This window comes from Streptomyces cyslabdanicus, assembly GCF_052663305.1.
Genome location: NZ_JBQRUW010000068.1, coordinates 54186 through 71312, shown reverse-complemented (window position 1 = coordinate 71312; position 17127 = coordinate 54186). Strand labels below are relative to the sequence as shown.

At 72.3% G+C, this 17127-nt stretch carries 16 protein-coding genes and 1 pseudogene; 12 read left to right on the top strand and 5 right to left on the bottom strand.

The annotated features are described in order from the left end of the window. From ACTYVM_RS34090 to ACTYVM_RS34075, 4 genes and pseudogenes are all read right to left on the bottom strand, one after another. Positions 1-210, bottom strand: a pseudogene (locus ACTYVM_RS34090) (2-oxoacid:acceptor oxidoreductase subunit alpha); the annotation flags it as partial. A gap of 173 nt (positions 211-383) precedes the next feature. Next, on the bottom strand, positions 384-1043 hold the full coding sequence (locus ACTYVM_RS34085) for a response regulator AbrC3 (protein ID WP_376546073.1): 660 nt from the start codon (positions 1041-1043) through the stop codon (positions 384-386). A gap of 194 nt (positions 1044-1237) precedes the next feature. Continuing rightward, entirely contained in the window at positions 1238-2605 is a 1368-nt protein-coding gene (locus tag ACTYVM_RS34080) for a sensor histidine kinase AbrC2 (RefSeq protein WP_445529658.1), read from the bottom strand. Between the two features lie 121 nt (positions 2606-2726). Further along, the gene (locus ACTYVM_RS34075; protein ID WP_445529657.1) at positions 2727-3980 is read right to left on the bottom strand and encodes a sensor histidine kinase AbrC1; all 1254 of its coding nucleotides are present in this window, start codon (positions 3978-3980) and stop codon (positions 2727-2729) included. Positions 3981-4204: 224 nt separating this feature from the next. On the opposite strand from ACTYVM_RS34075, the gene ACTYVM_RS34070 reads away from it, so the two are divergent. From ACTYVM_RS34070 to ACTYVM_RS34015, 12 genes are all read left to right on the top strand, one after another. Next, entirely contained in the window at positions 4205-4612 is a 408-nt protein-coding gene (locus tag ACTYVM_RS34070) for an NADH-quinone oxidoreductase subunit A (RefSeq protein ID WP_400033038.1), read from the top strand. Continuing rightward, on the top strand, positions 4603-5220 hold the full coding sequence (locus ACTYVM_RS34065; RefSeq protein ID WP_400033036.1) for an NADH-quinone oxidoreductase subunit B: 618 nt from the start codon (positions 4603-4605) through the stop codon (positions 5218-5220). The genes ACTYVM_RS34070 and ACTYVM_RS34065 overlap by 10 nt, the downstream gene beginning before the upstream one ends. Then, complete coding sequence (locus ACTYVM_RS34060) at positions 5217-6599, top strand: NADH-quinone oxidoreductase subunit C (RefSeq protein ID WP_445529656.1); 1383 nt, start codon at positions 5217-5219, stop codon at positions 6597-6599. Before ACTYVM_RS34065 ends, ACTYVM_RS34060 begins: the two co-directional genes overlap by 4 nt. Next, the gene (locus ACTYVM_RS34055; RefSeq protein WP_445529655.1) at positions 6596-7564 is read left to right on the top strand and encodes a complex I subunit 1/NuoH family protein; all 969 of its coding nucleotides are present in this window, start codon (positions 6596-6598) and stop codon (positions 7562-7564) included. The genes ACTYVM_RS34060 and ACTYVM_RS34055 overlap by 4 nt, the downstream gene beginning before the upstream one ends. 2 nt (positions 7565-7566) lie before the next feature. Beyond that, on the top strand, positions 7567-8121 hold the full coding sequence (locus ACTYVM_RS34050; protein WP_445529654.1) for a NuoI/complex I 23 kDa subunit family protein: 555 nt from the start codon (positions 7567-7569) through the stop codon (positions 8119-8121). After that, positions 8118-8732, top strand: a complete 615-nt coding sequence (locus tag ACTYVM_RS34045) for an NADH-quinone oxidoreductase subunit J family protein (protein WP_445529653.1) — start codon at positions 8118-8120, stop codon at positions 8730-8732. The genes ACTYVM_RS34050 and ACTYVM_RS34045 overlap by 4 nt, the downstream gene beginning before the upstream one ends. Continuing rightward, on the top strand, positions 8732-9127 hold the full coding sequence (gene nuoK / locus ACTYVM_RS34040; protein WP_361424126.1) for an NADH-quinone oxidoreductase subunit NuoK: 396 nt from the start codon (positions 8732-8734) through the stop codon (positions 9125-9127). The genes ACTYVM_RS34045 and nuoK overlap by 1 nt, the downstream gene beginning before the upstream one ends. Then, positions 9124-11025 carry an NADH-quinone oxidoreductase subunit 5 family protein gene (locus ACTYVM_RS34035; RefSeq protein ID WP_445529652.1) on the top strand — a complete coding sequence of 634 codons (1902 nt, stop codon included), beginning with the start codon at positions 9124-9126 and terminating at the stop codon, positions 11023-11025. The genes nuoK and ACTYVM_RS34035 overlap by 4 nt, the downstream gene beginning before the upstream one ends. Positions 11026-11031: 6 nt before the next feature. Further along, entirely contained in the window at positions 11032-12606 is a 1575-nt protein-coding gene (locus tag ACTYVM_RS34030) for a complex I subunit 4 family protein (RefSeq protein WP_445529651.1), read from the top strand. Continuing rightward, positions 12603-14126: an NADH-quinone oxidoreductase subunit N gene (locus tag ACTYVM_RS34025; protein ID WP_445529650.1), complete on the top strand. Its 1524-nt coding sequence runs from the start codon at positions 12603-12605 to the stop codon at positions 14124-14126. Before ACTYVM_RS34030 ends, ACTYVM_RS34025 begins: the two co-directional genes overlap by 4 nt. A gap of 236 nt (positions 14127-14362) precedes the next feature. Continuing rightward, positions 14363-15226 carry a zinc metalloprotease HtpX gene (gene htpX, locus ACTYVM_RS34020; RefSeq protein ID WP_445529649.1) on the top strand — a complete coding sequence of 288 codons (864 nt, stop codon included), beginning with the start codon at positions 14363-14365 and terminating at the stop codon, positions 15224-15226. Continuing rightward, positions 15223-15615 (top strand): YccF domain-containing protein, encoded by a 393-nt coding sequence (locus tag ACTYVM_RS34015; RefSeq protein ID WP_445529648.1) that lies wholly within the window; start codon positions 15223-15225, stop codon positions 15613-15615. Before htpX ends, ACTYVM_RS34015 begins: the two co-directional genes overlap by 4 nt. Before the next feature lie 29 nt (positions 15616-15644). Here the strand turns inward: ACTYVM_RS34015 and ACTYVM_RS34010 are convergent, their stop codons facing one another. Next, positions 15645-16901: an APC family permease gene (locus tag ACTYVM_RS34010; protein WP_445529647.1), complete on the bottom strand. Its 1257-nt coding sequence runs from the start codon at positions 16899-16901 to the stop codon at positions 15645-15647. Positions 16902-17127 lie beyond the last annotated feature (226 nt).

Here is a 17127-nt window from a genome sequence, read left to right as displayed (position 1 = left end):
GTTCGGCAGCGTGGACAGGTCGTTCCCGAACGACGCCGTCTCCGAGGTGAAGCGGTCACCGGTGAGCTGCATACCGTCACCCGAGTCACCCGCGAACCGGATGATCACCCGATCCAAGCGGCGGACGTCCTTCGTCCCGGCCGCCCTGCGTTGCTCTCCTACGACAGTTCCGTCGGCCTGCTCCGCTGGACTGCTGACCTGGCTGGTCACTGAACTGGTCCTCCTTCGAGGCGGCTGTGTGGGAGCGGCCTTCCCGAAGACCTTCCCGGCTTCAACCCTACGACCGTAAGGGTCGCCTTCCTTGTATCGCTCGCATGCTGGACGAGCGGACGAGCGGACGAGCGGACGAGACGGCCTGCACGGTCCGAAACAGTGTCGGACGATCACGAGTTCAGATAGGTGAGCACGGCCAGAACACGCCGGTGATCCCCGTCACTTTGGGACAGTCCGAGCTTGAGGAAGATGTTGCTGACGTGCTTCTCGACCGCGCCGTCGCTCACCACCAGCTGCCGGGCGATCGCGGAGTTCGTCCGTCCCTCGGCCATCAGCCCCAGCACCTCCCGCTCCCGCGGGGTGAGCCCGGCCAGCACGTCCTGCTTGCGGCTGCGGCCGAGCAACTGGGCGACGACCTCCGGGTCCAGGGCCGTGCCGCCCTCGGCCACCCGCACCACCGCGTCCACGAACTCGCGCACCTCGGCCACGCGGTCCTTGAGCAGATAGCCCACCCCGCGGCTGGAACCGGCCAGCAGTTCGGTGGCGTACCGCTCCTCCACGTACTGCGAGAGCACGAGCACGCCCAGCGCCGGGTGCGCCTTGCGCAGCTGCACCGCGGCCCGGACCCCTTCGTCGGTGTGCGTCGGCGGCATGCGCACGTCCGCCACGACGACGTCCGGCAGCGCCTGCTGGTCGTGCAGCTCCGCGATGGTCTTGATCAGCGCCTGGGCGTCCCCGACACCCGCCACGACCTCGTGTCCGCGGTCGGTCAGCAGCCGGGTCAGGCCCTCCCTGAGCAGCACTGAATCCTCGGCGATGACCACTCGCACCCTGTCCTCCACGTTTCTCGGCCCCCCACAGCCTCGCCCCACGGCCTTCCGTGCGACACGGTCCAGCATTCCAGTATTCGGACCGCGCCGCGCCCAGGCCAGGGCAAGTAGGAGAGGTGACCACACGTTTCGGCCTGCCGCCGCGACCGGTGTGGCCGCGGCGGCAGGCCGCCGTCAGAAGACGCCGGGCGCGCTCAGCGCCGCCAGGGAAGCTCCGCCGTCACCCGGGTGGGGCCCCCGGCCGGCGAGTCCACGAGCAGGATCCCGTCCACCGCGTCCAGCCGCTCGGCCAGCCCGGCGAGGCCCGACCCCTTGGACACGTCCGCGTTCCCGACCCCGTCGTCCTCGACCTGGAGCATCAGCCGGTCCTCCGTCCGCCAGACGTCCACCGAGGCGGACCGTGCCCCGCTGTGCTTGCTGATGTTCTGGAGCAGCTCGGAGACCGTGAAATAGGCGATCCCCTCGATGGCCGCCGCCGGCCGTTCGCCCAGATCGACCTCCACCCGCACCGGCACCGTGCAGCGCGAGGCGACCGCGGACAGGGCCGCGTCCAGGCCGCGGTCCGTCAGCACCGCCGGGTGGATCCCCCGCGCCAGGTCCCGCAGCTCCTGCAACGCGGTCTTCACCTCGCCGTGCGCCTCGTCCACCATCCGCGCCGCCGCCCGCGGGTCCTCAGCCAGCTTCTCCTTCGCCAACCCCAGATCCATCGCCAGCGCGACGAGCCGGGCCTGCGCCCCGTCGTGCAGGTCCCGCTCGATGCGCCGCAGATCCGCGGCGGCCGTGTCGACCACGACCCCCCGGTCCGACTCCAGCTCCACCACCCGCGCCGACAGCCGCGACGGCCCCAGCAGCCCGTACACCAGCACCCGGTCCACCATCGTCAGGGCCCGCACGATCCACGGCGTGGCCAGCGTGAACAGCAGTCCCACCAGCGCGGTCACCGTGATCTCGAACGGGTTGTCGAGGTAGATGCCGTGCTGGCCGTCGCCGTAGAGCTGGATCCCGCCCTGACCGGCCCACATCGGGAACACCCAGAACCACAGCGGGTACGTCAGCAGGCTCCAGCCCAGCGTCCAGAAGACCAGCGAGACCGAGAAGGAGAACACCGCCCACGGGAAGTGCAGGACCGCGTAGAGCAGGGCCCGCCAGGAGGTGCCGCTCTTCAGCAGGGCCCCCGTCCAGGCCATCAGGCCCGGCCGCTTCGCCCGCAACGGCTGCGGCTCGGCCACCTCCAGGCCGAGCAGACGGCGTGCCCGCGCCCGCTCCAGCACGCCGAACAGGCGGCAGCCGGCCAGCGCCGCCGCCAGCACCGGGACCCCGAGGAACGTCACCAGCAGGCCCGCGCTCAGTGACACCATGGTCACCGCGTACGTGAACAGCATGATGCCGATCGGCAGGTTGAGCAGCACGTACCCGAACTCGCGCCAACTGCGGGCCTCGAACGGCGCCCGCAGCCCGGCCGGCAGCAGGTGCCGTTCCCGGCCGGTGCCACCGTCGTGGAATCCGCCCGCGCTGTAGGGCCCGTACCCCGGTGCGTCCTGCGATCGGTACTGGGTGGCCATCGGCGTCGTCCCGTCTGCTCGTCCGTGCTTCTCCTGCGGCTGTCCCGCCGTACATCCAGCGTGCTCGGCCGCGGGCGGCGGGACCATGGAGCACGTCGGCGTCCTGGGCGGGGGGTTTTCCCTACCTCGTGCCGGCGGTGCCCCTGCCGGAGGCGGCCACGCCGGACCCGGCGGGACCGGCGCCGTCCGTACGGTCCCGCCACGGCAGCTCCGCCGTGACGGTCGTCGGACCGCCCGGCGGCGACTCGACAACGAACAGGCCGTCGACCGCGTCCAGCCGTTCGGCCAGACCGCGCATGCCCGTCCCGCCGTCCAGCCGGGCGCCGCCGCGGCCGTCGTCCCACACCTGGATCAGCAGCCGACCGTCGGTCCGCCACACCTCGACGGAGGCGGACCGCGCCCCGCTGTGCTTGCTCACGTTCTGGAGCAGCTCGGAGACCGTGAAGTAGGCGATGCCCTCGATGGCCGCGGCCGGACGCGACTCCAGGTCGACCGTCACCCGCACCGGCACCGTGCACCGCGAGGCCACCGACGACAGAGCCGCGTCCAGGCCGCGGTCGGTCAGCACGGCGGGATGGATACCGCGGGCCAGGTCGCGCAGTTCCTGGAGCGCGAGCTTCACCTCGCCGTGCGCCTCCTCGACCATCGCGGCGACATGCTCGTCCGACTGGCCCTCCAGCAGCTTCTCCTTGGCCAGGCCCAGACCCATGGCCAGATTGACCAGCCGGGCCTGCGCCCCGTCGTGCAGGTCCCGCTCGATGCGCCGCAGATCCGCGGCGGCCGTGTCGACCACGATCCCCCGGTCCGACTCCAGCTCGGCGATCCGCCGCTCCAACTCGTCGGACGGCGACAGCAGGCCGCGCACCATCGCCCGGTCCACGTTCGCCAGGCCCCGCGCGAGGAAGGGCAGCACCGGCCAGAGCACGAAGAGCGAGGTCAGCGTGAGCGCGAAGGTGAACACACCCCAGGGCAGCCGTATGAAGTGGTACAGCGCCGAGCGCCAGCCCACCGGGTCCTTCAACGCCATCCACATCCGGCCGACCAGTCCGTTCGAACCGTGCAGGGACAGCGGGCTCGGTTCGTCGATCCGCACCCCGAGCAGCGCCCGCGCCCGCGCCCGCTCCAGCCGGCCCAGCAGACGCGAGCCCGCAAGCCCCAGCGCCAGCAGCGGGAAGCCGATCACGTTGAGCGTCAGCGCGCTGCCGGTCAAGAGCACCGTCACCACATAGACGAAGCCGAGCAGCGACACCGGCAGATTCACCAGGAGATGCGTGATCTCCCTCCAGGTGGGCAGGTCGTAGGCGAAACGGGCCGGGGGCAGCTGGTCCTCGGCGCCGGCGGCCGCCGGATCGGCGGCGGGGATGCGAGCGGTCATAGGGGCCAGCGTGCCGTGCGGCGGCCGCCGGCGCCATGAGGTGGGCCGCCCTCGGACACTGGGGAAAACCCCACCTTCGCGTCCCACGGTGTGACGGGCTGCTTACCCGTCCTTTATCAGGGCCTAGACTCCCGTGCGTACAGATCGTCGAACAGCCGAACAGTACGGGGCCGTACGGGGCCGGGAAAACAGGTCCGACAGGGCCAGGGAGTGAGGAACGGACGGTGCGGGAGACGTTGCGGGGGTCGACCGCCGTCGTCGCGGCGGACTACTTCCAGTCCTATTCGGTCGTCGGAGTGCTCGCCGTCGTCGGCGTGCTGTTCGTCGCCGTCGCCTTCGGCGCGGGACGCCTGCTGCGCCCGGTGGTCCCCACCCCGGAGAAACTGCTGACGTACGAGTGCGGTGTCGACCCCGTCGGCGAGGGCTGGGCGCACACCCAGGTCCGCTACTACGTCTACGCGTTCCTGTACGTGATCTTCGCCGTCGACTCGATCTTCCTGTTCCCCTGGGCGACGGTCTTCGCCGCCCCCGGCTACGGCGCGACGACGCTCGTGGAGATGTTCATCTTCCTCGGCTTCCTCACCGTGGGCCTGCTGTACGCATACAAGAAGGGCGTCCTGACATGGACGTGACCCCCATCACCCCCGAACCGGTACCGCTGCCGGAGCCGAAGCGGCTGGGCACGCTCGCCCGGCTCGCCCCGGAGCCGATGAAGGTCGTCCTGAACTGGGGCCGGCGCTACTCGCTCTGGGTCTTCAACTTCGGCCTCGCCTGCTGCGCGATCGAGTTCATCGCCGCGTCGATGGCCCGGCACGACTTCATCCGCCTCGGCGTCATCCCGTTCGCGCCCGGGCCCCGCCAGGCCGACCTGATGGTGGTGTCCGGCACGGTCACGGACAAGATGGCCCCGGCGATCAGGCGGCTGTACGAGCAGATGCCCGAGCCCAAGTACGTCATCTCCTTCGGCGCCTGCTCCAACTGCGGCGGCCCGTACTGGGACTCGTACTCCGTCACCAAGGGCGTCGACCAGATCATCCCGGTGGACGTCTACGTCCCCGGCTGCCCGCCCCGCCCCGAGGCGCTGCTCCAGGGCATCCTGAAGCTCCAGGAGAAGATCGCGCACGAGTCGCTGGGGGAGCGGTACGCGACCGGGACGGCCCGTCCTTCGACGGCGGCGCTGCAGAGCGGCCTCGTACGGCCGCCGGCCGGCGCGGCCACCGGCGAGGGGGACCCGCGATGAGTGGGGCCGGCTGGCTGCCCGCGCCCGTCGAGGAACTGTTCGGGACCGGGGCGACGGCGGAGGAGGCCTACGCGGTCCTGACGGTGGACGTGCCGCCGGACACCTGGGTCTCCGCGCTGCTGACCGCCCGCGACGAGCTGGGCTGCACGTACTTCGACTGGCTGAGCGCCGTCGACGAGCCAGGCACGGGATTCCGCGTCTCGGCCCACGTCGTCGCCCTCGCCCCGGTCCGGCGCCTGCTGCTGCGTACGACGGTCCCGCACGAGGCGCCGGTCCTGCCGACCGCGGTGGACGTCTACGCGGGCGCGGCCTGGCACGAGCGGGAGACGCACGAGATGTTCGGCGTCTCCTTCCAGGACCATCCCGCCCTGGACCACCTCCTCCTGCCCGAGACCTTCGAAGGCCACCCCCTCCGCAAGGACTTCGTCCTGGCGGCGCGGGTCGCCAAGGCGTGGCCTGGGGCCAAGGAACCCGGGGAGCCTGCGGCGGGTGCCGCCCACGGCGGGCCCAAGCGCCGCCAGATGCTGCCGCCGGGCGTGCCCGACCCCAACGAGTGGGGCCCCCAGAAGGGCCAGCTCCCGCCCGCCCCGTCCCGCCCGGCGCGGGGCGCGGCCCGGCCTGCGGGCGACCGCCCGGCCCGCCGAACGCGCACGGCGGCGGAGGGCTCCGCCGGCCAGACGGCCACATCCCCCACGGCTCCCGGCCCCGAGCAGCCCGCGGCTCCCGCCGCCCGGCCCCGGCGGATGCGTAGCGCGAGCGAGGGCTCGGCGAGTCAGGTGGCCGGCCGCGATGAGGGTGCGACGGGGCCTGCTGAGGGCTCCGCCGACCGGGCGGCCGCGACTCCTGCGGCTCCCGGCCCCGAGCAGCCCGCGGCTCCCGCCGCCCGGCCCCGGCGGATGCGTAGCGCGAGCGAGGGCTCGGCGAGTCAGGTGGCCGGCCGCGACGAGGGTGCGACGGGGCCTGCTGAGGGCTCCGCCGACCGGGCGGCCGCGACTCCTGCGGCTCCCGGCCCCGAGCAGCCCACGGCTCCCGCCGCCCGGCCCCGGCGGATGGGTAGCGCGAGCGAGGGCTCGGCGAGTCAGGTGGTCGGCCGCGACGAGGGTGCGCCCGGGCGGGCCGACGTGGCGGCAGCCGAGCGCGCCGCGACCACGCCGCAGGCGGCTCCGGAAGCCGGGCCGCCCGCCGAGGGAGCACCTGAAGACGCCGGGCGGCGGAACGCGGCGAGCCCGAAGCCGTCGGCGGCGCCGCGCAGTTCGGACGCCCCCTGGCACCACGCCCGTCCGGCGTTCGACGAGTCCGCGCCGAGGTCCGAGGACGACGAACCCGACGCCACCGAACCCCCCGCCACGCCCGACGAACCGGAAGGAGGCCCGCGGTGAACGGTGTCGTCGATGTCGCCCTGCGACTGGTCGTCGTCTTCGTGGTGTTCCTGACCTTCCCCCTGATCGTGGGGCAGACCGAGCACAAGGTGATGGCGCACATGCAGGGCCGCCTCGGCCCCATGTACGCCGGCGGCTTCCACGGCTGGGCCCAACTCGTCGCGGACGGCGTGAAGTTCGCACAGAAGGAGGACGTGGTCCCGGCCGGCGCCGACCGCCGGATCTTCCAGCTCGCCCCCGCCGTGGCCCTGCTGCCCTACCTCCTCGTGCTGCTCGCCATCCCGATCGGCCCCGGTGAGGGAGCCGTCGGCCAGGTCCTCGACGCGGGCATCTTCTTCGTGCTCGCGGTGATGGCCGTCGGCGTGCTCGGCTCGCTCATGGCCGGCTGGGCCTCCGCCAACAAGTTCTCCCTCCTGGGCGGCCTGCGCACCGCCGCCCAGCTCCTCGCCTACGAGCTGCCGATGCTGCTCACCGCCGCCTCCGTGGCGATGGCGGCCGGAACGGTCTCCCTGCCCGGCATCGTCCACGCCTTCCACTGGTGGTGGCTGCCCTGGCAGATCGTCGGCGCGATCGTCTTCTTCGTCGCCGGTCTCGCCGAACTGCAACGCCCGCCGTTCGACATGCCCGTCGCCGACTCGGAGATCATCTTCGGCGCGTACACCGAGTACACCGGGCTGCGCTTCGCCCTGTTCCTCCTCGCCGAGTACGCCGGGATCGTCGTCCTGTGCGGACTGACCACCGTCCTCTTCCTGGGCGGCTGGCACGGCCCCTGGGGCGCCGACGGCCTCGGCTGGCTGTGGACCCTGCTGAAGACCGCGATCCTCGCCTTCGTCGTCATCTGGCTGCGGGTCACCTACCCCCGCCTGCGCGAGGACCAGCTCCAGAAACTCTCCTGGACCCTGCTCGTCCCCCTCTCCCTCGCCCAGATCGCCCTCACCGGCATCGTCAAGGTGGTGATCCAGTAGCCATGGCCCCCATCCCCGGCAGCGGCCTGGCCAAGGGCCTGGCCGTCACCCTCCGCACGATGACGAAGAAGACCGTCACCGAGCAGTACCCCGACGTCCAGCCCGACCTGCCGCCCCGCACCCGCGGCGTCATCGGCCTGTTCGAGGAGAACTGCACCGTCTGCATGCTGTGCGCCCGCGAGTGCCCGGACTGGTGCATCTACATCGACTCCCACAAGGAGACGGTCCCCGCGTCGGTCCCCGGCGGCCGCGAACGCAGCCGCAACGTCCTCGACCGCTTCGCCATCGACTTCTCCCTGTGCATGTACTGCGGTATCTGCATCGAGGTCTGTCCTTTCGACGCCCTGTTCTGGTCCCCGGAGTTCGAGTACGCCGAGACCGACATCCGCGAGCTGACCCACGAGCGCGACAAGCTGCGCGAGTGGATGTGGACCGTGCCCGCGCCGCCCGCCCTCGATCCCGGCGCGGAGGAACCCAAGGAGATCGCCGCCGCCCGCAAGAGCGCCGAGAAGCTGGCGGCCGCGCAGGCCGAACCGCGGGAGGGGGAGGACGCGTGAGCATCGCCGCCGCAAGCCACGGCTTCCTCTCCCCGACCGGCGTCGAGATCGCCTTCCTCCTCGTCGGCCTGGTCACCTTCGGCGCCGCCCTCGTCACCGTCACCACCCGGCAGCTCGTGCACGCCGCCCTGTGGCTGGTGGTGGCCCTCGGCGGCATCGCCGTGGAGTACCTGCTGCTCACCGCCGAGTTCATCGCCTGGGTGCAGGTCCTCATCTACGTGGGTTCCGTCGTCGTCCTCCTCCTGTTCGGACTGATGCTCACCAAGGCCCCCATCGGCCGCTCCCCGGACGCCGACTCCGGCAACCGCTGGGCCGCCCTGACCGTGGCCGTCGCCGCCGCGGCCGCCCTCGTCTGGGTGGTCGTCGACGCCTTCCGCACCACCTGGGTCGACCTGGACGGCGCCGCCGCCGGATCGACCAGGGCCACCGGCGAGAGCCTGTTCCAGAACTGGGTCCTGCCCTTCGAGGCCCTCTCCGTCCTGCTCCTGGCCGCGCTGGTCGGCGCGATCGTCCTGTCCCGCAAGGCGAAGGCAGCCGCCGCCCCCCAGGCCGCCGCCTCCCAGGTCCCGGGGGCCCACAGCGGCCCGGGCGCGAAGGAAGGTGTCCGCTGATGCACCTCGCCTATCCCGCCGTGCTCTCCGCCCTCCTGTTCTGCACCGGCCTGTACGGCGTCCTCGCCCGCCGCAACGCGATCCTGGTCCTGATGTCCGTCGAGCTCATGCTCAACGCCGTCAACCTCAACCTGGTCGCCTTCGACGTCTGGCTCAGCAGGGCCGCGATCGAGACCCTGCACTCCGGTCAGGCCCTGACCCTGTTCACCATCGCCATCGCCGCCGCCGAGATCGGCATCGGCCTGGCGATCGTCCTCGCCGTCCACCGCAACCGCGGCACCTCGGACATCGACCGGCTCCGCGACTCCGCCGAGGGCCCCGACGACTCCGACGACGGCCCCCACAGCGCCGCCGCGACCGCAGAGGCCGCTGAGAAGGCTGAGGCCACCGCGTGACCACGACCACCCTCGCCGTCCTCGTTCCCCTCCTTCCGTTCCTCGGCGCCGTGGCCGGTCTGCTGCTCGGCCGCACCGCGCCCGGCTTCGTCCGCCCGCTCGCCGTACTGCCGCCCCTGGCCTCCCTGGTCCTGGCCGTGCTGGTCGCCGCGGACCAGGGCGGCGGCCGGGCCGTCGACGCCGCCACCGAGCTCACCCCCACCGGCTCGGTGCCCGTCGAGCTCGCCCTGCACATCGACGGCTTCGCCGCGCTCGTCGCCGTCCTGGTCGGCGTGGTCGCCACCTGCGTGCAGATCTACTCCATGGGCTACCTGCGCGAGGACCCGCGCTACCCCTCGTACGCCGCGCTCGTCTCCCTGTTCACCTCCGCGATGCTGCTCGTCGTCTACTCGGGCGACCTGATCGTCCTGCTGGTCGGCTGGGAGGTCATGGGCATCTGCTCCTACTTCCTGGTCGGCCACTACTGGGAGACCCCTCAGGCCCGAGCCGCCTCCCTCAAGGCCTTCCTGGTCACCAAGCTCGGCGACGTGCCCTTCCTGATCGGCCTGTTCGCGCTCGGCGCCGCCGCCGGGTCCTTCCGGATCACCCAGGTCCTCGGCACCGTCGCGAGCGGCGGGCTGCACCACCCGACCCTGATCGCGCTGCTGCTCCTCGCCGGCGTGGCGGGCAAGTCCGCGCAGTTCCCGCTGCACACCTGGCTCCCCGACGCCATGGCGGGCCCGACGCCCGTCTCCGCGCTGATCCACGCCGCGACGATGGTCGCCGCCGGTGTCTACTTCGTCGCCCGGCTCCTCCCCGTCTTCCAGGCCTCCTCGGCCGCGATGGTCGTCCTCGCCGTCATGGCCGCCGTGACGATGGCCGGCTCGGCGCTCGCCGCCCTCGCCCAGGACGACATCAAACGCGTCCTCGCCTACTCGACGACCGGCCAGCTCGGCTACATGACCGGCGCGCTCGCCGTCGGCGACCGCGGCGCGGCCGTCTTCCACCTCCTGTCGCACGGCGCCTTCAAGGCGCTGCTGTTCCTCGCGGCCGGCGTGATCATCCACGCCGCCGGCACCAACTCGCTGGCCGCCATGTCCCGCATGAGCAACCTGCGCGCCCGCGTCCCGGACGCCTACTGGACGATGACCGTGGCGCTCCTCGCGCTCGCCGCGATCCCCCCGTTCAGCGGCTTCTTCTCCAAGGAGTCCGTCCTCGGCGCCGCGGAGCACGTCGCCACCGGGAACACCAGCCATGCCCCCGTGGCGGCGGGCTGGACCGTCCTCGTGGCCGGCCTCCTCACGGCCCTGCTCACCGGCGCCTACGCCATGCGCCTGTGGCTGCTGGCCTTCCGTGGCCGGGGCGCCGAGGCCCCCGACCACGGCCGGCAGCCCCTCGTCATGAACGCGGTGCTCTGGGTGCTCGCCCTCCCCTCCCTCGCCTTCGGCGGCCTCGCCTTCCGCGTCCTGCCCGGATGGTTCGACGGCCGGGACCTGACCCCCACGCTCATCACCTCCGTGCTCGGCACGGGGGTGGCCCTGGTCGGCGGCATCGTCACCTACGGCGCCTGGCAGCACGCCACGGCGCTCGCCGCCCACCCCGAGGCCGACGCCGGACTCGCCGACCCCGGACGGCTGCTGCTCGGACCGCTGCACCGGCACGCGGCCGTCGGCTTCCACCTCGACGCCGTGTACGCGGCCCTGTTCGTCCGGCCGGTGCTGGCCGGAGCGAGCCTCGTCCGGTTCCTCGACCGGGAGGTCGTCGAGACCTACGTACGCGGTGCCGGCGCCGCACCCCGACTGCTCGGGGCCGTCGTACGGCGCGCCCAGACCGGCAATGTGCAGACCTATGTGAGCGCGCTGCTCGCCGGCACCGTCGTCCTGGCGGTCGCTGCCGTCCTTGTCGCCACGGGAGCGTGAGCAGGCGTGATCGATATCAACGAGTCCGTGATGCAGTTCCTTCTGGCGTTCCTCGTCGCCGGCCCGCTCCTCGGGGCGCTCGCCGCCCTCCTGCCCGCGCCGCCCGGGCTGAAGGGGAAGTCACCCGAGCAGGCCGTGCTCCGGCACGGCGTGACCGTCACCGGCGCGATCCTCGCCGCCGCGATCGTCCTCGCGCTCGGCTTCGACCACGCCCACCCGTCGAGGATGCAGGCCACGACCGACATCAGCTGGATCCCCGCACTCCATGTGCGCATCCACCTCGGCGTCGACGGCATTTCCCTCCCCCTCGTCGTGCTGACCGCGCTGCTGACCTTCCTCTGCGCGCTGTACTCCTACTTCAAGCCGCCCGCGGGTCCCACCCCGAAGGCCTTCGTCGCGCTGCTGCTCCTCCTCGAGTCCGGCACCCTCGCGACCTTCGCCGTCCTCGATCTGCTGCTGTTCTTCCTCGCGTTCGAGACGGTCCTCATCCCGATGTACTTCCTCATCGCCCGCTGGGGCGGCGAGGGCCGTCGGGCCGCCGCCTGGCGGTTCATCCTCTACACGCTGCTCGGCTCGGTCGTCATGCTGCTCGGCCTGCTCCTCGTCGGGCTCAGGGCCGGCACGTTCGACATGGTGGCACTCGCCACTGACAACGGCCGGTCACTGACCGCGTCCGTGCAGGTCATCGCCGTTCTGGCGATCGGTCTCGGACTCGCGGTCAAGACACCGATGTGGCCGCTGCACAGCTGGCTCCCGGACGCGCACACCGCCGCCCCGACCGTCGGCTCGGTGCTCCTCGCCGGTGTCCTGCTGAAGATGGGGACGTACGGGTTCGTCCGCATCCTGCTGCCGATCGCACCCGACGGCTTCCGCACCTTCGCGCCCTATCTGGCCGCCCTCGCCGTCGTCGGGATCATCTACGGATCCCTGGCCTGCCTCGCCCTCGTCAGGCAGGGTGCGAAGGGCGACCTCAAGCGGCTCATCGCCTACTCCTCGGTCGGCCACATGGGCTTCGTCCTGCTCGGCATCGCCACCATGACCCCCACCGGCGTCAACGGCGCTCTCTTCGCCAACATCGCCCACGGCCTCATCACCGGCCTGCTGTTCTTCCTCGTCGGCGCGCTCAAGGACCGCACCGGCACCACCGACCTCGACGCCCTGGCCGAGAAGTCCGGCGCCGCACTGTACGGAAAGGCCCCGCGTCTCGGCGCACTCATCGCCTTCGGCGCCGTCGCCTCGCTCGGCCTGCCGGGCCTCGCCGGGTTCTGGGGCGAGATGCTCGCCCTGTTCGGCTCGTTCCAGCCGGCCGCCGGGCTCAGTCGGCCCGCCTTCCTCACCTGCATGGCGATCGGCGCCTTCGGCACCCTGCTGACCGCCGCGTACATGCTCGTCGTGGTCCGCCGCGTCTGCATGGGCGCCGTACCGCGGCAGGCGCCGCCGCTCGCTGACGTCCGGGGCTACGAGTTCGCGGCCTGGACCCCGCTCGTCGCCCTCACCGTCCTCGCCGGACTCTGGCCGAAGGCCCTGCTCGGGCTCACCGACCCGGCCGTGCAGCAGCTCCTCGCAGGAGGCACCCGATGAGCGCCCTGGCCCAGACGGCGGCCGAGTCGGTGGTCCAGTCCGTCGACTGGCTCGCCGTCGCGCCGCCCACCCTCACCGCGGTGATCGCGCTCGTGGTCCTTGTCGCCGACCTCTTCGTGCCTCAGGCGCGCAAGCCCCTCCTCGGGTGGTTCTCCGTCGCCGGACTCGCCGCCGCCGCGCTGCTGCTCCTGCCACTCCTGGACGGCGACCGCGCCACGTTCTGCCAGACCGGGCACCCCGACGTCTGCAGCTACACCGCCGACCGGTTCACCCTCGTCATCCAGTTCCTCGTCCTCGGTGGCGCCCTCCTGACCGCGCTGCTGTCGGTCACCGCCCTGAAGGACGGGCGCAGGGCACTGCCCGAAGGGGAGTTCTGGTTCCTGCTGCTGGCCTCCGCCGCCGGCGCCGCGCTCCTGCCCGCCGCACGCGACCTGGCGACCCTCGTCGTCGCCCTGGAGGTCGCCTCCCTGCCCGCCTTCGCCCTCGTCGGCCTCCGGCACGGCGACCGCAGGTCCTCCGACGCGGCCCTGAAGTTCTTCCTGTCCTCGGTCACCGCCACCGCCGTCAGCCTGCTCGGCGTCAGCTTCGTCTACGCCACCACCGGCACCCTGTACCTCACCCGGATCGCCGAACGCGTCCAGCACGTCGACGGCCAGTTCCAGACGCTCGCCCAGACCGGCGTCGTCCTCACTCTCGTCGGCTTCGCCTTCAAGACCGCGGCCGTCCCCTTCCACTTCTGGGTGCCCGACACCTACGTGGGCGCCCCCCTGCCGGTCGCCGCCTATCTGTCGGTCGTCGGCAAGGCCGTCGGCTTCACCGGGCTGATCCTGGTCACCGTCGTCGCCTTCCCGTCGTACTCCGGCGCCTGGGGTCCCGCGCTGGCCGTGCTCGCCGCCCTCACCATGACCGTCGGCAACGTCGGCGCCCTGCGCCAGCAGGCCACGCGCGCGTACAGCGCGGTACGGCTGCTCGCCTGGTCCTCCGTCGGCCAGGCCGGCTACCTCCTGGTGCCGATCGCCGCCGCCGGCTACTCCAGGGACCCGCAGAGGTCGATCGGATCCACGGTCGCCTACGCGCTCATGTACGCCGCCGTGAACATCGGCGCCTTCGCCGTGGCCGCGCTCGTGGGCCGTACCAAGGAACGCAACCGCGTCAGCGACTACCGCGGCCTGTACGCCACGAACCCGCTGACCGCCCTGGTGCTGGCCTTCTTCCTGCTCTGCCTGGCCGGCCTCCCCCCGGGCGTCATCGGGCTGTTCGCCAAGGTCACCGTGTTCTCCGCGGCCGTCGACGCCGGACTCGGCTGGCTCGCCGTCATCATGGCCGTCAACGTCGTCATCGCACTGTTCTACTACCTCCAGTGGGCGGCCCTGCTGTTCCGCGCGCCCGAGGGCGAACCCGTCCGGCACCGCGTCCCGGCCCCCCTCACCGCCGCCCTCGCCCTGACCGCCGTCCTCGGCGCGGCCCTCTCCGGAGCACCCCAACTGGTGCTCCGCTTCGCCGCCACCGGCCTGTTCTGAGCTCCCGCGCACTGCCACGCGCGCGTGGCAGTGCGCGGCCTCACGCGCGTGTGCCGACCGGTGCCCCGCTCACCCGGACGGCCCGCGCGCCGTCGCACGGACCAGGGAACCCGTGGCCCCCGCCTGGCGTTGACCAGTTCGGAAGGGTCCACTGGACGGGACGCCACACGGCACCGGTGGAGTCGAAGCGCAGTGAAGCGAAGGGTTCCCCTGCCGCACCACCTGGAGGGCGTACCGTGCACCGCCGGCACAACGGGCTCAGGACCGCAGTCCTCCTGGGGGGACTGTCCGCACTCATCATCCTCATCGGCAGTTTCTTCGGCCGAACGGGCCTGGTCGTCGCGGTCCTCATCGCCCTCGGCACCAACGCGTACGCCTACTGGAACAGCGACAAGCTGGCGCTGCGTGCCATGCGGGCCCGTCCGGTCAGCGAGTTCGAGGCCCCGGCCCTCTACCGCATGGTCCGCGATCTCTCCACCCAGGCCCGCCAGCCCATGCCCCGCCTGTACATCTCACCGACCGAGGCACCCAACGCCTTCGCCACCGGCCGCAACCCGCGCAACGCCGCCGTGTGCTGCACGGAGGGCATCCTGCGCATCCTCGACGAGCGCGAGCTGCGCGGCGTCATCGGCCACGAGCTCAGCCACGTCTACAACCGCGACATCCTCATCTCCTCCGTCGCCGGTGCCCTGGCCTCCGTGATCATGTTCCTGGTCAACTTCGCCTGGCTGATCCCGGTCGGCCGCTCCGACGACGACGAGGGCCCCGGCCTGCTCGGCATGCTCCTGATCATGATCCTCGGCCCGCTCGCCGCCTCCCTCATCCAACTGGCCATCAGCCGCTCCAGGGAGTACGAGGCGGACGCGTCCGGCGCCCGGCTCACCGGCGACCCACTTGCTCTCGCCAGTGCCTTGCGCAAACTGGAGAGGGGGACCCAGCAACTCCCGCTGCCCCCGGAGCCGCGCATCGAGACCGCGAGCCACATGATGATCGCGAACCCGTTCCGCCCCGGCCAGGGACTGTCGAAGATGTTCTCCACGCATCCCCCGATGGCGGAGCGCATCGCCCGACTCGAGCAGATGGCAGGTCGTCACCGGTGAAGACAATCCTCAACGTCATTTGGCTGGTCCTGAGCGGCTTCTGGCTGTTCCTCGGCTACTTCCTCGCGGGCGTGCTGCTGTGCATCACGATCATCGGCATCCCGTTCGGTATCGCGGCGTTCCGTATCGCCGTCTACGCCCTGTGGCCCTTCGGATACACCACGGTCGAGCGCCGCGGCGCGGGTGCCCCCTCCCTCATCGGGAACGTCCTGTGGCTGATCCTCGCGGGCTGGTGGCTGGCGCTCGAGCACATCGCCGTCGCCATCGCGCTGGCCGTCACGATCATCGGCATTCCGTTCGCCATCGCCAACCTCAAGATGATTACGGTCGCCCTGTTCCCGCTGGGCCGGGAAATCGTCCCCACGAACCAGCCGTTCGCGACGCGCTGACGGACAGGGCGCGACAGGCGACCCGAGGGCTATCGCGCCGCCCACCACTGCCGTACGCCGTACGAGGCCATGCCCGCCGCCAGCACCCCGCTGCCCACGGCCACCGAGACCCACGGCAGGGCGAACGCCAGCGTCAGGCACCCGAGGAGGCCCAGCGCCGGCACCGCGCGCCGGGCGGGAGCGGGATCGAGGGTCCAGGCGGAGGCGTTGGCGACCGCGTAGTACGCCAGGACGCCGAAGGAGGAGAAGCCGATCGCGCCCCGGACGTCGACCGTCGCGGCCAGCACCGCGACCACCGCGCCCACGGCCAGCTCCGCCCGGTGCGGCACCCGGAAACGGGGGTGCACGGCGGCCAGCACACCGGGCAGATGCCGGTCCCGGGCCATCGCCAGCGTGGTCCGGGAGACGCCCAGGACCAGGGCGAGCAGCGATCCCAGCGCGGCCACGGCGGCACCGGTCCGTACCACCGGGACCAGCCCCGGCACCCCGGCCGCCCGCACCGCGTCGGCCAGCGGTGCCCCCGCGCGGCCCAGCCCGTCCGGCCCCAGCACACTGAGCGCGGCCACCGCCACGCACACATAGACGGCCAGGGTGATGCCCAGGGCGAGCGGGATCGCGCGCGGAATGGTGCGCGCGGGATCCCGCACCTCCTCGCCGAGGGTCGCGATCCGCGCGTACCCGGCGAAGGCGAAGAACAGCAGCCCGGCCGCCTGAAGGACACCCCCGGCGCCGACGGAGCCGCCGACGGCCGCCCGGTCGGCGGCAGCGGCACCGGATCCCAGGCACACCACGACCACGGCGGCGAGGACCGCCAGCACGACCGCCACGATCACACGCGTCAGCCAGGCGGACTTCTGCACGCCGCCGTAGTTCACCGCGGTCAGCGCCACCACGGCCGCGACCGCCACCGCGTGCGCCTGCCCGGGCCAGACGTACGCGCCCACGGTGAGCGCCATCGCCGCACAGGAGGCCGTCTTGCCGACGACGAACGCCCAGCCTGCCAGATGGCCCCAGAACATGCCGAGTCGTTCACGCCCGTACACGTACGTGCCGCCGGAGGCCGGATACCGGGCGGCCAGCCGTGCCGAGGAGGCGGCGTTGCAGTAGGCCACCACGGCGGCGACCGCGAGCCCGAGGAGCAGCCCGGAGCCCGCCGAGCGGGCCGCCGGCCCCAGGGCGGCGAAGATCCCGGCCCCGATCATCGAGCCGAGCCCGATGACCACGGCGTCCCCTACTCCGAGGGTGCGCCGCAGCTCGGTCGGGGACGGGGCAGGGGACCGAGTCATGGTCCGAACCCTACTGACCGGCGCGATGGCGGCTGAACGGTGCAACCGCGGGATACGGCCGGGGCGTCCTCCTCCACGACGCGCTCCTGGCGCGGGAGGAACACGCGTGTGGTAGGCACGATCACAACACGTGACCAGCACGACAGAACGACGCGCTGCCTGCGGGCGCACCAGCACAGCCTGTCCGAACCCAACGGGAAGCACCGGGACAGTGCAGGCACGGCGT